Source organism: Kitasatospora sp. NPDC088264, from assembly GCF_040685715.1.
Taxonomy (GTDB): Bacteria; Actinomycetota; Actinomycetes; order Streptomycetales; family Streptomycetaceae; genus Kitasatospora.
Genome location: NZ_JBFBIR010000055.1, coordinates 1 through 14,467, shown reverse-complemented (window position 1 = coordinate 14,467; position 14,467 = coordinate 1). Strand labels below are relative to the sequence as shown.

The window sequence follows — 14,467 nt, the reverse complement described above, 5'->3', positions numbered from 1 at the left end:
CCACGACCCCGTGACGGAACGGGGCCAGGAAGGACGTACCAGCACATGGAGACCCAGGGCCGCAGCCGCACCGCACTGGTCGAGGACCTCATGGAGCGTTTCCCCGACGTGCCCCGGGAGGCCGTGATCAAGGAGGACCTGCTGCGCGGCGGCATGGCCTTCGACGAGTCCGCCCTCAGCGGCAGCACCGGCGCCGACGGGAGCGGCGAGGTCAAGCCGAAGTCGTACTTCATCTTCTCCTTCGACCACCGCACCCTGCCCGAACTCGGCGCGGCCGCGCTCAACCGCCCGCCGGAGGAGGTCGTGCTCACCGGCGGCCCGTACGGGCTGCGCCGCACCGTGGTGTCGGTGCGGGTCAACCCGGACTCGCCGTACCGGGTCGGCGCCGGGGAGGACGGCACGCTCGGCCTGTACCTCGACGGCGCGCGGATCGCCGACGTGGGCCTGCCTCCGATGCCTGACTACTACCGGCACGCCCTAGCCAACGGGAAGTCGGTGATGGAGGTCGCCCCGACCATCCAGTGGGGCTACCTGATCTACCTGACGGTCTTCCGGGTCTGCCAGTACTTCGGCGCCAAGGAGGAGTGCCAGTACTGCGACATCAACCACAACTGGCGCCAGCACAAGGCCGCCGGCCGCCCCTACACCGGGGTCAAGCCGGTCGAGGAGGTGCTGGAGGCGCTGGAGCTCATCGACCGCCACGACACCGCCCGCGCCTCCCAGGCGTACACCCTCACCGGCGGCGCCATCACCTCGCAGGTCGGCGGCCGGGACGAGGCCGACTTCTACGGCCACTACGCCAAGGCCATCGAGGAGCGCTTCCCCGGGCGCTGGATCGGCAAGGTCGTCGCCCAGGCCCTGCCGCGCGAGGACGTCCAGCGCTTCCACGACTACGGCGTGCGGATCTACCACCCCAACTTCGAGGTCTGGGACAAGCGCCTGTTCGAGCTGTACTGCCCCGGCAAGGAGCGCTACGTCGGCCGCGACGAGTGGCACCGGCGCATCCTCGACTCCACCGAGGTGTTCGGCCCGGAGAACGTGATCCCCAACTTCGTCGCCGGGGTCGAGATGGCGCAGCCCTTCGGCTTCACCACCGTCGACGAGGCCATCGCCTCCACCCGGGAGGGCCTGCGCTTCTTCATGTCCCACGGCGTGGTGCCCCGCTTCACCACCTGGTGCCCCGAACCCACCACTCCGCTCGGCAAGGCCAACCCCCAGGGCGCCCCGCTGGAGTACCACATCCGCCTGCTCCGGGCCTACCGCGCCACCCTGGAGGAGTTCGGCCTCTCCTCCCCGCCCGGCTACGGCCCGGCCGGCCCCGGCAAGGCCGTCTTCTCGGTCAGCTCCTTCATGGACTCGCTGCCCGGCTGAGCCCCCGACGCACGCCGCCCCCGGTCGGCATGACGGGACGTCAGGATGACGCCGGGGGCCGTCGGCCCACCGCGAGGAGGAGGCGGACCCCGCCGATCGGCGCGTGGGTGGGGGTACGAACAGCGTGTTAGCTTCCCGCCATGGGATTACGTGGGGCTCGTGGGGTGGCGGCGCGGTCGGCGATCGAGGGGATGCGGGAGCTCGCCGGGGAGGGGTTGACGGCGCCGGACGTGTTCCGGCGGGCGGACGAACTGCTGCGCCCGGTCCTGGAGTTCGACGCGGTGTGCTGGCACACAGCGGATCCGGCGACCGGGCTGGTGAACTCGGTGCAGAGCGAGGACCTCAGCCTGACGGCGTACGAGCACGCCGTCAGGCTGGAGGTCTGGGAGGACGACCTGGCGACCTTCCCGAAGATCCGGCACAGCGGGGCGCAGGCGGAGACGCTGAGCCGGGCGACCAAGGGGCGCCCGCAGGAGAGCGTGCGGTTCCGGGAGCAGATAGCACCGGCCGGGTTCGGGGACGAACTGCGGGCGGTGTTCGACGCGACGGGCGGGATGTGGGGGTGCGCGGCGTTCATGCGGGCCCCGGACCGCGGCCCCTACCTGGGACGCCAGCGCGAGCTCGCCGGCGCCGCCGCCCGCCACCTGGGCAACGCACTGCGGGCGTGCCACGTTCCGGCCGGCGCGCCGGACCAGGAGGACGCGGGGCCTGCGGTCCTGCTGCTCGACCGGCGCAACCGGCTGCGGGCGATGTCCGGCCCGGCCGAGGACCTGCTCGACCGGCTGGCCGACCCCACCCCCACCTCGCTCAGTATCCCGACCTCCGTGGCGATGGCCGCCGAGCACGCCCGCCGGGCGGCGCACGGGCTGGCCGCGCCGCAGACGCCGGTACGGGTCCGCTCCCGGGACGATCGCTGGTACCTGCTGCACGGATCGGCGCTGCGCGGCGACGCGGCGGCGGACGAGGTGACGGTGGTGGCCACGCCCGCCTCGCCGGCCGAGGTGATGCCGCTCTACCTGGCCGCGTACGGGCTGACCGCCCGCGAGCAGGAGGTGGCGCTGCTGCTGGTGCGCGGCAGCGACACCCGGGACGTGGCCCGGCTGCTCGCGATGACGCCGTACACGGTGCAGGACCACCTGAAGTCGGTGTTCACCAAGACCGGGGTGGGCAGCCGACAGGAACTGATCGCGCGGATCATGCTCGGCGGGGGGCGCTGCTGACCCGTGGCCCCGCGCCCCTGGCGCGCGCCCGCCGCACGCCCCCAGGAATCTGGGATGGCCGGGGCCCCGCCGCGAACGTGAAGATTTCCCCACGGGGGATTCACGTCATGCACATGACGTGACGTGCATCGCAGTGCCTTCATCGTCCAGCGGAGGAGCACCCTCATGAGCTCGCGCACCAGGCGCACCGCCTTCACCTCAGGAGTCGCCGCACTGGTCGCGGTGACCGGACTCGGCCTCGGCGCCGCGCCCGCACACGCCGACACCACACCGCCGACCGCCACCTGCGACCCCGCCCGCGACTACCTGTGGGAGGACATCGCCTCGGCCCGGGTCGAACCGACCGTCACCGACTTCCTCGCGGTCGCCATCACCCCCGGCACCACCGGCAGTTACACCAAGACCCTCAGCGAGGTCGACTCGGTGAGCACCACGATCAACACCAGCACCGAGGTGAGCGCCGAATTCAAGGCGATCTTCGCCAAGGTGAGCGTCAAGGTCGGCTTCTCGGTGGCCAGCACCAAGGCGACCACCCGCACCACCACCGTCACCGACACCGTGAACTTCAACAGCCCCGGCTACTACGGCCTCTACCGCGGCACCCGGAAGGTCACCGGCGAGTGGGTCCGCTACATCTGCGCCCGCAGCGGGAACACGGGCTACTGGATCAACACCAGCCCGAACGGCCCCGGCACCTTCACCACCTTCGACGTCCCGGAGCAGGGGACCGTCTCCTGTGCCTACCCGGAGCCTGCCGGCACCCTGCGCGCGGCGGCCCGGGCGCGACTCGTCTGCTGATGCCCAGGATCACCGAAACGGCCCGACCCACCTGCTGCGAAAGCGAGTCCACGATGCCCCACCCGCACCGTCCGCGCTACCGCGCCCGCCGCCCGCTGAACGTCCTCGGCACGGCGGCCGCCGTCGGCGCCCTGCTGTTCACCGCCTCCCCCGCAGCCCTGGCCGCCCCCACGTCGGCCACCGCACTCGCTGCGGACCCGGAGAGCGACTACCCCTGCGACCCCGGCCTCTACCGCATCAACACCGCCGGGGCCGACCGGCCGCTGACCGTCGCGCTCTCCCCCGGGAACCACGGCTCGGTCATCCAGTACTTCTGGGGTGACGAGTCGAACCAGAAGTGGCAGGTCTGCCGCAAGCACGCCTCCGACGGCCGCGAGCTGGTGTACTTCCGCGACAGCTGGCGCGGCTGGTGCATGGTCGTCGACCGCTGGGGAAAGGACGACGGCAACTGGATCATCACGGTCGGCTGCGGCGACATCGTCCCCGAGAACCAGGCGTTCTGGATGGCGAAGGTTCCGGGCGGCAACCGCTTCGCCCTCCAGAACCTGAACTCCGGCAAGTGGGTCGCCGCCCAGAACCACAGCGACGGCCTGGGCTACCAGATCGTCCAGGACAGCCGACCGGACCTGTTCTATCTGCAGGCCGTCTGACCGTACGGCGCACCACCAGGAATGCCTGCCGTGCCCGGCCGGGGCTGTCCGGCCGGGCACCGCAGGTCCGGGGCGCCAGCCCGGGGCACGCGTCCAAAAATACCGGGCGGGGTATCCTGAAAGGACTGGCCACCCCATCCGGGGGTGCGACGTGAGGAGCAGCGCGATGTGTCGACGAACCACCTGCCGGACGTGCGGCAAGGCAAGCTACGCGGGGTGCGGCATGCACGTCGACCAGGTACTCGCCGGGGTGCCCGAGTCCGGCCGCTGCGCCTGCGACCGGACGAAGCGCAAGAGCGGCGGCTTCCTGGCGAGGCTGCTCGGGCGCCGCTGAGGGGCACGACCTGCCGGGCACCCTGCCGTCCCGCGCAAACGACCCGATAAGATGATTGACGGTGTGCCGGGAAGTCTGGTCGGCTCGGGGGACGACCGCAGCGCTCGGGCGGCGGCGACCCCGATCGTCGTGATGGGTCGTTTCCGCAGATGCACGCCGTGGGGATCGTTCTGGTTCTGGTGGTTCTGGCCACGAGCGTGGCCACCTTCGCCCGGCGGTTGCGGGTGCCCGCGCCCTCCCTGCTGGTCCTGGTCGGCCTCGCGGTCGCGATGGTCCCGGGTGTGCCCGCGCTGCACGTACCGCCGCAGGCCATCGCCCTGGTGGTGCTCCCACCCCTGCTCTACTCCTCCGCCGAGGAACTGTCGTTGCGCGATCTGCGCACGGTGTGGCGCCCGGTGACGATCCTCTCCTTCGGCCTGGTCTTCGCCTCCGCCGCCGCCGTGGGCTTCGTCGCCGTCGCCGTCGCCGGGCTCCCGCCCGCGATGGCGTTCGTGCTGGGGGCCGTCCTGTCCAGCACCGACCCGGTGGCCGTCACCGCGCTCGGCCGCCGGCTGGCGCTGCCGGGGCGCGTCCAGGTGCTGGTGCAGGCCGAGAGCCTGTTCAACGACGCCACCTCGCTGGTGCTGTTCAAGGTCGCCGTCGGCGTCGCCGTGGCCGTGGGCGGCACGGTGGACCTGCCTGCGGCGGGCGGCGAGCTCCTGCTGCTCGGCGGGGGCGGCAGCCTGGTCGGCGCCGCCGTGGCCGGCCTGGTGTGGCTGATCCGGCGCCGCACCGCCGACCCCGTCCTGGAGACCGTGATAGCCCTGGTCACCCCGTACGCGGCGTACGTGCTCGCGGAGTCCGCGCACACCTCCGGGGTGACCTCGGTCGTGGTCGCCGGCGTCCTGCTCGGCCGCTCCGGCCGCCGCCTCACCGACGCCCGCATCCGGCTCCAGCTGCACGCCGTCTCCGCGGTGGTGGTGTTCCTGCTGGAGAGCGTCGTGTTCAGCATCGTCGGCCTGCAACTGCCCGCCCTGGTCCGCGACCTGCCGGCCGGCACCGGCTGGTGGCCGCTCCAGGCGCTCGCGCTGGCGGCCGTGCTGATCGCCGTCCGGGTGCTGTGGACGCTGCCGCTGACCCGCGGGGTCAAGCCCGCCCGCGGCCGGCTGTCCTGGCGGGTCGCCGGGGTCGTCACCTGGGCCGGCACCCGGGGCGTCATGCCGCTGGCGGCGGCCCTGTCCATCCCGCTGCTCACCGCGGACGGCGACCGGATACCCGGGCGCCCGCTCGTCCTGGTGCTGACCACGGCGGTGGTCGTCCTCACCCTGGTCGTGCAGGGCCTGACCCTCGCCGCCGTGGTCCACCGTTCCGGGCTCGCCCTGGAGCCCGAGCACACCGCCCGCGAGGAGGACGACGCCCGCGACGCCCTCAACCGCGCCGCCCTCGACCACGTCGACCACCTCGCGGCGCTGGAGGTCATGCCCGACACCGCGATCGACCGGGTCCGGCGCGGCCTCGCCGCCCGCCTCGACCGCACCCCCGAGACCCCCGACGGCACCACCGCCGACGCCGCCTACCGTCAACTCCGGCACGAGGTCATCACCGTGCAGAACGCCCGGCTGCACCGCCTCTACGCGGAACACCTCATCAGCGACACCACCCTGCGCCGCCTCCAGCGCGACCTCGACCTGGAGCAGGCCGGACTCGGGCGGGTCTGACCGGCCCGACCCGGCCGGCCGTGACGGCTTGCGGCCCCGGTCTTCCGCACCTCCGCACCGCAGGTCAGACTGTCGCGAGCAGTCCGACGCAGCACCGAACGGGGGCCACATGGCACAGGGCAGGAAGAAGCAGAAGAGACCACTGAGCGCGGCGGCCGCCGCCCAGCGGCCGAAGACCGCCAAGCGGAGACCCCGGAAGGACAACCCGCTCGCGCCCCGCACCATCCGCCGGGCGGCGGGCCTGGTCGCGGTGCTCGCCCCGCTGCTGCTCGTCGGCCTGATGGCGCTCGCCGTGGACCCGGACTACTCCGCCCTGTTCACGATCCTCGCCGTGCTGGTGCTCATCACCTCGCTGGGCGGGCTGATGGTGGTCCGGGCCGCCGGCTGGGTGCTCTGGCCCGGCGTCCTGCTGGGGGTCCTGCTGCTGGCCCTGCCACCCACCACCATCCGGGCGGAGGTGCTCGCGCACCGCGGGGAGCGGACCGAGGTCGTCGTCACCGAGGCCCACAGCTCGAAGGACCGCAGCGGCCGGACCAGCTGGTCCTGCGCGATCCGCCGCGCGGACGGGAAGCCGCTGCCGCACCCGGAGTTCCAGGGCTCGGGCTGCTCCGGGTCGTCCTCCGCCGGCACCACCACCACCGTCCTCGTCGACCCCGACGGCTGGGCCCCGCCGGCCGGCACCGACCTGGACCTCGCCTTCCTGCACGGCGGCGTCTACGCCCTGGGCGGCCTCAGCCTGCTCTGGGTCCTGCTCGTCACCGCCGCCGCCCGCCGCAGCCTCCGGGACTCCCGCGCCGCAGCGCCCGCCTGACGGTTCGGGTTCAGGAAGGCGGGCGGTCAGGCCGTGCCGGCCTTCGGCACGGTGTAGAGGCACTCCTCGATCCGGTCGATCAGGCCGCCCTCGAACCGGAAGTAGACGACGGTCGGGACCTCCTGGACGACCCCCTCGGCCGACAGCAGGTGGATGACGTGCTGCTGGAGCACCTCGTCCGGCTTCTCGAACTGGCGGAGGACCTCGAACCGCAGCGACTCGACACCGGCGGCGAAGGCCTTGAAGTGCACGAGCCGCTCGTCGATCGCCTGCTCGTCCTTGCCGTCGTTCTGCCACACGGTGGCCTTCTCGGTGCACAGCGCCCGGAAGCCGGCGAAGTCGTTCGCCTCCAGCAGCCGCAGACCCGAGATGACCGTCTCGCCGATGCTCTGTGCCATGCCGAACTCCTGTGTCCGTCGGGTCGAATGCGGGGATGGTGGTGCGGTGCTGCGGTCAGCGGGGAAGCAGGCCGAGGTGGCGCAGGTCGGTGACGTACTTGCCGACGAGGGCCGCCGACAGGTGCGGGATGTCCTGGTCGGCGCCGACCTTGGCGGCCCGCACGGCGGACCGGAACCCGGCGGCGGGGATCGCCGACCCGGGGACGCCTTCCCCGGGCCGCGCGAAGGCGTGCAGCAGGGGCAGCAGCGAGTGCTGGCGCTGCTTCTCCGGGAGGGCACGCAGCGCGGTGGTGATCCGGGCGAGCCAGTCGTCGTAGTCGTCGATCCGCCGGATCGGGTGGCCGGCCTCGATGAGCCAGTCGACGAAGGTGTCCAGGCAGACGCCGTCGTCGTGCGGGTTCAGCGCGTTGAAGGTCCGGTAGCCCTCGGTGGCCCGCGCGCCCAGCGCGGTGACGGCCTCGGCGGTGAAGTCGACCGGCAGGCCGTCGTAGTGGGCGCGCCCGCCGCCCCGGTAGAAGGAGCCCGGAGCGATGCCGGTGGCGAGCAGGCTGAGCAGCAGGCGGGTGAACACGTCGGGCACGTTCAGCTGCCCCCGGTACCTGCCGTGCGCGAGGATCATGTCCGAGCGCAGGGTGACGACCGGCAGTCCGCACAGGTCGTGGGCCTCGCGGAGCAGCACCTCGCCGGCCCATTTGCTGGTCGCGTACCCGTGCGCGTAGTCGCCGTACCCGTGCGCGTCGTCGTGCCCGTCCTCGTGCTCGGATCCATGCGCGCCTCCGTTGCCGGTGCCCCGGGCGAGGTGGCGCACCGGGCTGGTGACGCGGATGTCCCCGTCCTCGTCGAGGGCCGCGGCGCCGGCCACCACGGCGACGGTGGACACGTAGGTGACGGGCTTGAGCCGGGTGGTGAGCGCCAGCCGGATCAGTTCGGCCGTGCCGACGACGTTGGGCCCGAACAGCTGGTCGTAGGGCAGCACGTGGTTGACCAGGGCGGCCGGGTGGACGATCAGGTCCACGGTGTCGGCCAGCCGCTGCCAGGTGTCCTCGGCCAGGCCCAGCCGCTGCTCGCCGATGTCGCCCGCCAGCACCTCCAACGTTCCGTCGGCCAACTCCCGGTACCGCCGGAGCAGTTCGGCGTCACCGCTGTCGAAGGCGGCCTCCAGCCGCTTCGCCGCGACGGCCGCGTCGGCGCCACGGACCACGCAGACCAGCCTGCCGCCCGCGGGCGCCAGCCGTTCCAGCCACTCCAGGCACAGGAAGCGGCCGAGGAAGCCGGTGGCCCCGGTGAGCAGCACGGTGCGGACGGCGCCGTCGGGGCGGGGCAGCGTCGGGGCGGCGGCGAGCGTCGCCGCGTCGAGGAACCTGTCCAGGGTGAGGTCGCCGGCGCGGGCCTCGACGGCGTGCTCGCCGTGGACGGAGGCGACGGTGGGCCGCGCGGCGCCGGTGCGGCGCCGCTCCTCGATGTAACCCGCCACCCGCGCAAGGTCGTTGGCCGGGCTGATCACCACCCCGACCGGGACCTCGACCCGGAAGATCTCCGTCATGAGGGCGGCGAAGGACAGCGCGGACAGCGAGTCCCCGCCCAGGTCGGTGAAGTGCGCGTCGGCGCTCAGCTCGGCGCCCGCGCAGCCCAGCAGCGCCTGGGCGGCCCGGCCGACCGTCTCCAGCACCGGCCGGTCCGGCCCGGCCCGGCGCAGGTCGCGCAGCCGGCGCTCCTGCCCGTCGGCGAGTTCGGCGTAGAGCCGTTCCAGGGCCTCGCCGTAGCGCTCCCGGAGCCGGGGGCGCAGCGGTTTGTGGCTGTCGGCGAGCAGGCCGTTCGCGGCGCTGAAGGGTTCGGTCTCGATCAGGACGTCGCGCGGGATCTCGTAGGAGTTGAGCTCGGCCTCCTTGGCGATCCGCTGGAGCGACTCGATGAGCAGCGGTTTGAGCGACTCGGCGTCCCCGTCGGCCCTGGCCAGCGCGTCCGGGGCGGGGACGACCACGGCGAGCGGGTAGGCGCGCTCGCTGTTGCCGTACACGAAGATCTGCCGGATCAGCGGGCTGGCGACGAAGGCGGTCTCCAGGCGGGAGACGGCCACGAACTCGCCCTGGGAGAGCTTCAGGACGTCCTTGGTGCGGTCGACGTAGACGAGCCGGTCCGGCCCGATCTCGGCCATGATGTCGCCGGTCCGGTAGTAGCCGTCCGCGTCGAAGATCTCGGCGGTGAGTTCGGGCCGCTTGTAGTAGCCGGGGATGGCGGTGGCGGTCTTGAGCAGCAGTTCCCCGCGCGGGTGCGGCGAGTCGGTCCGGAAGTAGCCGAGTTCCGGGACGTCGACCAGCTTGTAGTCGATGACCGGCGGGCGCTGCACCACCGAGTCGAGCAGCACCCCGCCGGCCTCGGTGGAGCCGTAGCCGGTGTACAGGTGGAAGCCCAGGCAGGACTCGACGAAGGCCGCCACCTCGGCGGAGAGCGGGGCGGTGCCGCAGAAGGCCTTGGTGACGCGCCCGCCCAGGACGTTCTCCCGCAGGTCGGTCTTGACCGCCGTGTCGACGTCGCCGGGTTCGCCGGAGCGCCGGTCCAGTTCGCTGCGGTACCGCTGGAAGAGCAGGTCGCAGATGCGCGGGACCATGGTCAGCTCGGTGGGGCGGACCAGCGCGATGTCGTCGAGCAGGGTGGAAAGGTCGCTCCTGGCGGTGAAGTGGCCGACGCCGCCCCGGGAGAGCGAGCCCATCAGCGCCCAGTGGCCGGCGAGGTGACTTTGCGGCATGTAGTGGACGCTGACCGGGGGTGCGTCCTCCGCGCCGTAGCTGAAGCCGTTCCACGCGGTGCGGACCAGCCGCTGGGGGTAGACGGCCCCCTTCGGGGTGCCGGTGCTGCCGGAGGTGTAGATGAGCAGCGCCAACGGGTCGTCACCCGGGTCTGCGACGAACAGGGGCGCGGGCGGCAGTCCGGCTCCGGCCTCGACCACGGCGGCCAGCGGGTCGACGGCCACCGGGCGGCCGGCCCCGGCCAGGCGCCGCCGGGCGGATTCGAAGGCGTCGCGCTGCTCGGCGATGTCGGGGCGGTAGTCGAACACGATCACGCGCCGGATCGAGGGCACCCCGAGGACGGCTTCGACGGCGGTGTCCAGCCGCTCGATGCTCGCCGCGAGGGCGCGCGGCTCGGTCTCCGCGACGATCGGCGCCAGCTGGGACAGCGGCGCGCTGGACTGCAACGGCACGACCACCACGCCCGCGTGGAGGCAGGCGAGATCGAGCGTGGCGTAGTCGGTGCTGGTGAAGCCCAGGATGCAGAGCCGGTCGCCGGCGCTCAGCGGGTGGTCCGGGTGGTGGTGCCACTCGGTGGCGACGGCGCGTACCCGGGCCCACAGTTCGCGGTAGCTGACGGTCTCGAAGCCGGGCAGCAGGCGCCCGGTCACGGGCTCCCGCGCGCGTTCGCCGAGGGCGGGCCGGTCGGCGTAGCCCTCCATGATGGCCGCCATGACCTCGGCGAGTCCCTTGCCCGGATCACGCACGGCCGCGGTGATCGCCTCCGGTGGTTCGGCCATGCTGAGTCCTCCCGTAGTGTCCGGGTGATGTCGAAGTGCGGGCTGGGGCCCGGCCGGAGCAACCGCCGACTCCCTGACGTCAGGCGGTCGCTCCGGCCGGCGGCGTCTCACCAGGCGACCGGCAGCGCGTCCGCTCCGCGGATGAGCCGTTCCGTCCGCCAGGTCACCTGGTCGGCCGGCACGGCGAGGTGCAGGCCGGGCAGGCGGCGCACCAGGGTGTCCAGCACGACGCGCAGTTCCATCCTGGCCAGGGCCGCGCCGAGGCAGTGGTGGATGCCGTGTCCGAAGGTGACGTGCGGGATGTTCTTCCGGCGGAAGTCGATCTCCTCGGGGCGGTCGAACACCTCCGGGTCCCGGTTGGCCAGGGAGAACTCGGTGACCACCGCGTCGCCGGCCCGGACGGTCTGCCCGCCCAGTTCGACGTCCTCGGTGGCGATCCGGGTGAAGCCGGCGGTGGCGCTGATCGGGATGATCCGGGAGAGTTCCTCGACCGCGTCGGGGATCAGGCCGGGATCGGCGACGAGCTCGTGCCACAGCTCGGGCCTGGTCAGCAGCGTGTAGACGAAGTTGCCGATCTGGTTGGCGGTGGCCTCCTGGCCGGCGGACAACAGGCTGACCCCGAGGCTGACCAACTCCTCCTCGGTGAGCCGGTTCTCCTCGTCCTCCACGGCGACCAGTTCGCCGAGCAGGTCGCTGGTGGGCTCGACGCGGCGCTCGGCGACCAGGCCGGCGAGGTACTCGTTGAGGTGCCCGCGGTCCCGTGCGGAGCGGGCCGGGTCGGAGAGCATCAGCAGGCCGTCCACCCAGGCGTTGAACCGGTCGCGGTCCTCGACGGGCACGCCGAGCAGTTCGCAGATCATCGTGATCGGCAGCGGCCAGGTGAGCATCTGGGTCAGGTCGGCGGGCGAGCCCGTGGCGATCATGGTGTCGAGCAGGCCGTCGACGATCTGCTGGGCGCGCGGGCGCATCGCCTCGACCCGGCGCACGGTGAAGGGGTTGGCGACCCTGCGCCGCAGCCGGCTGTGCTCCGGCGGGTCCATGCTCAGCATCGAGGTGCGGGGCAGGCCGGCCGAGACGATGCGGGGCACGTCCTCGCCCGCGGCGGCGGCCCGGCTGAACCGGGGGTCGGCCAGCACCGTCCTGACGTCGGCGTGGCGGGTGACCAGCCAGGCGTCGCCGCCGTAGGGCAGGCTCACCCGCAGCACCGGCTGCTCGCCGCAGGCCTCGGCCAGCTTCGGGTCCACGTCGAGCTGCTCGGCCGGACCGAACGGATAGGCCCGCGGTCCCTCTTCTGTCGCGGTCATCGTGTCAGTCCTTCCAGTCCTGGCGGGCGGTCACAGGGACGCGCTCTTGCCGCCGTCGATGACGAGGTTGCTGCCGGTGATCCACGAGGCGCGCCGGGAGACCAGGAAGCCGACCGCCTCGGCGATGTCCTCGGTCTGGCCGATCCGCCCGAGCGGGACCTCGTCGGCCCAGTCCCCCTCCGATTCCATGCCGAGATAGTCGACGATCTTCTCGCGCGCCTCATCCGCCCCGGGAGTCATCACGTTTCCCGGGGAGATCGCGACGACCCGGATTCCGTCCGGCGCCAACTCGACCGCGAGGCCCCTGCTGTACACCTCCAGCGCGGATTTCGCGGCGGCGTAGTGCAGGATCATCGGGTAGGAGGAAATGGTCGCGATGGAGGAGAGGTGCACGATCACCCCGCCGCCGGCCGCGCGCATGGCCGGCACGAGTGCGGCATTGAGCCGGACGGCGGCCAGGAAATTGATGTCGACCGTGTACTGCCAGTCGTTCTCGATTTCCAGCGCGGTCTGGAAGGCCCGGCAGCCGCCCGCGTTGTTGACCACGATGTCCACCCCGCCGAGGGAGTCCAGCGCGGCGTCGGCGAACGCCCGCACCCCGGCCGGCGAGCTGAGGTCGGCCTGGATGAACTTGGCCGCGGACGGGGTGTGTTCGGTGGGGTTGCGGGCGGAGGTGACGACGGTGGCGCCGGCGTCGAGCAGGTGCTGCACGATCGCGGCGCCGATGCCCCGGCTGCCGCCGGTGACCACGGCCCGTTTGCCGTCCAAGTCGTGGGAAATCTGCGCGGTAAGGCGACTCTCGCTCACCCTGGGTTCCGCCACCTTTCGTTCCTGGGAAATTCCTTTCCGCGGCACTGGTCGGCAAGGGAATCAATTCTCCAGTTGCGACCCAGAAGGCGACGCGGAACCACCTGCACCACTATCCGTGATCTCCCGGACACGGTCAACATGATTGTGTCGATGCCGTGGATCGCCTGAGGCAATGCAGCACGGACAAGAGCACCCGCTGGACGCCGCGATCAACAGGGCCGATAATCGTGTGTTACCTATGTGCGGCCGACCACACCATTTTCCGCACGGCCCGGCGGTGATTCGCCGGAGCGGCGGAGAAGGCGCACACGGAATGTTCACACCATGAGTGCCGAGAACTCGGGAGAAAGCATGTCCAGCTTGGACGAGCCGTTCGTCGTGGGTGATCTGACGGTCCCCAACCGCATCGTGATGGCCCCGATGACCAGGATGCAGTCCCCCGGCGGCGTGCCGGGCGAGGAGGTGGCCGAGTACTACGCCCGCCGGGCGGCCCACCAGGTCGGACTGATCATCACCGAGGGCACCTACGTCGACCGCGCCGCCGCCCGCGCGTACGACCACGTGCCCCACTTCCACGGCGAACAGGCGCTGGCCGGCTGGGCCCGCGTGGTGCGGCGGGTGCACGAGGCCGGCGGCCGGATCATCCCGCAGCTGTGGCACACCGGGGTCGTGCGCACCGGGACGGAGCCGCCCGCCGAAGGCCCGTCCGGGATCGGCCTGGACGGCGCCCCGGCCGGGCGGGCCATGACCCAGCGGGACGTCGACGACACGGTGGCCGCCTTCGCCGAGGCCGCGGCGACCGCCGAGCGGCTCGGGTTCGACGGCGTCGAACTGCACGGCGCGCACGGCTACCTGATCGACGACTTCCTGTGGAGCGGCACCAACCGGCGCACCGACCGCTACGGCGGCGACCCGGCCTCCCGCGCCCGCTTCGGCGCCGAGATCGTGCGGGCCGTCCGCGCGGTCGTCAGCCCGGGCTTCCCGGTCTTCTTCCGGTTCTCCCAGTGGAAGGTCGGCAACTACGGGGCCCGCATCGCGCAGAGCCCGGCCGAGCTGGAGCAGCTGCTGACCCCGCTGGCCGACGCCGGGGTCGACGCGTTCCACGGCTCCACCCGGCGCTACTGGCAGCCCGAGTTCGACGGCAGCGACCTCAACCTGGCCGGCTGGGCGCGCAAGCTCACCGGCAAGGCCGCCGTGACGGTCGGCTCGGTCGGCCTGGACCAGCAGTACGGCGAGGGCGAGTTCGCCCAGGGCTACACCAGCCGGGCCGGCGTGACCGGCATCGACGAACTGCTGGCCCGCCTCAAGCGCGACGAGTTCGACCTCGTCGCCGTCGGCCGCACCCTGCTCGCCAATCCGGACTGGGCCGCCAGGGCGCTGCGCGGCGACCTCTCCCGGACCGTCCCGTACGACCCGGCGGTGCTCACCAGCCTGGCCTGACAGGGCCGTTCGACGAACGGGCGCCCGCCGGACTGTCCGCCACCACAGGCACCGCCCGGATCCTGTGGATAACCCCGGCCCCGCCCGTTCCCCACAGAAGTTATCCAC

12 protein-coding genes are annotated in these 14,467 nt (G+C 72.5%); 8 read left to right on the top strand and 4 right to left on the bottom strand.

Going from position 1 to position 14,467, the window contains the following annotated elements; genetic code table 11:
- Positions 1–45: 45 nt before the first annotated feature.
- From AB0O82_RS30500 to AB0O82_RS30470, 7 genes are all read left to right on the top strand, one after another.
- Positions 46–1,371, top strand: a complete 1,326-nt coding sequence (locus tag AB0O82_RS30500) for a radical SAM protein (RefSeq protein ID WP_363587145.1) — start codon at positions 46–48, stop codon at positions 1,369–1,371.
- Positions 1,372–1,511: 140 nt separating this feature from the next.
- Complete coding sequence (locus AB0O82_RS30495; RefSeq protein ID WP_363587144.1) at positions 1,512–2,591, top strand: helix-turn-helix transcriptional regulator; 1,080 nt, start codon at positions 1,512–1,514, stop codon at positions 2,589–2,591.
- Between the two features lie 165 nt (positions 2,592–2,756).
- The gene (locus AB0O82_RS30490; protein WP_363587143.1) at positions 2,757–3,389 is read left to right on the top strand and encodes a hypothetical protein; all 633 of its coding nucleotides are present in this window, start codon (positions 2,757–2,759) and stop codon (positions 3,387–3,389) included.
- Positions 3,390–3,442: 53 nt separating this feature from the next.
- Positions 3,443–4,039 carry a hypothetical protein gene (locus AB0O82_RS30485; protein WP_363587142.1) on the top strand — a complete coding sequence of 199 codons (597 nt, stop codon included), beginning with the start codon at positions 3,443–3,445 and terminating at the stop codon, positions 4,037–4,039.
- A gap of 166 nt (positions 4,040–4,205) precedes the next feature.
- Positions 4,206–4,373, top strand: a complete 168-nt coding sequence (locus AB0O82_RS30480) for a hypothetical protein (protein WP_363587141.1) — start codon at positions 4,206–4,208, stop codon at positions 4,371–4,373.
- Positions 4,374–4,522: 149 nt separating this feature from the next.
- The gene (locus tag AB0O82_RS30475; RefSeq protein ID WP_363587140.1) at positions 4,523–6,070 is read left to right on the top strand and encodes a Na+/H+ antiporter; all 1,548 of its coding nucleotides are present in this window, start codon (positions 4,523–4,525) and stop codon (positions 6,068–6,070) included.
- Between the two features lie 109 nt (positions 6,071–6,179).
- A complete protein-coding gene (locus tag AB0O82_RS30470) occupies positions 6,180–6,881 on the top strand; it encodes a hypothetical protein (RefSeq protein ID WP_363587139.1) in 702 nt (233 codons plus the stop codon).
- A gap of 26 nt (positions 6,882–6,907) precedes the next feature.
- Here AB0O82_RS30470 and AB0O82_RS30465 read toward each other — a convergent pair whose 3' ends face one another.
- The 4 genes from AB0O82_RS30465 to AB0O82_RS30450 all read right to left on the bottom strand — a co-directional run bounded on the left by AB0O82_RS30465 (position 6,908) and on the right by AB0O82_RS30450 (position 12,916).
- A complete protein-coding gene (locus tag AB0O82_RS30465; protein WP_363587138.1) occupies positions 6,908–7,279 on the bottom strand; it encodes a nuclear transport factor 2 family protein in 372 nt (123 codons plus the stop codon).
- A gap of 55 nt (positions 7,280–7,334) precedes the next feature.
- The gene (gene car / locus AB0O82_RS30460; protein ID WP_363587137.1) at positions 7,335–10,805 is read right to left on the bottom strand and encodes a carboxylic acid reductase; all 3,471 of its coding nucleotides are present in this window, start codon (positions 10,803–10,805) and stop codon (positions 7,335–7,337) included.
- Between the two features lie 107 nt (positions 10,806–10,912).
- A complete protein-coding gene (locus tag AB0O82_RS30455; RefSeq protein ID WP_363587136.1) occupies positions 10,913–12,109 on the bottom strand; it encodes a cytochrome P450 in 1,197 nt (398 codons plus the stop codon).
- 30 nt (positions 12,110–12,139) lie between these two features.
- Positions 12,140–12,916 (bottom strand): SDR family oxidoreductase, encoded by a 777-nt coding sequence (locus tag AB0O82_RS30450; RefSeq protein ID WP_363587135.1) that lies wholly within the window; start codon positions 12,914–12,916, stop codon positions 12,140–12,142.
- 354 nt (positions 12,917–13,270) lie between these two features.
- Between AB0O82_RS30450 and AB0O82_RS30445 the strand changes: the two genes are divergently transcribed.
- Complete coding sequence (locus tag AB0O82_RS30445; protein WP_363587134.1) at positions 13,271–14,359, top strand: NADH:flavin oxidoreductase; 1,089 nt, start codon at positions 13,271–13,273, stop codon at positions 14,357–14,359.
- Positions 14,360–14,467: the final 108 nt, after the last annotated feature.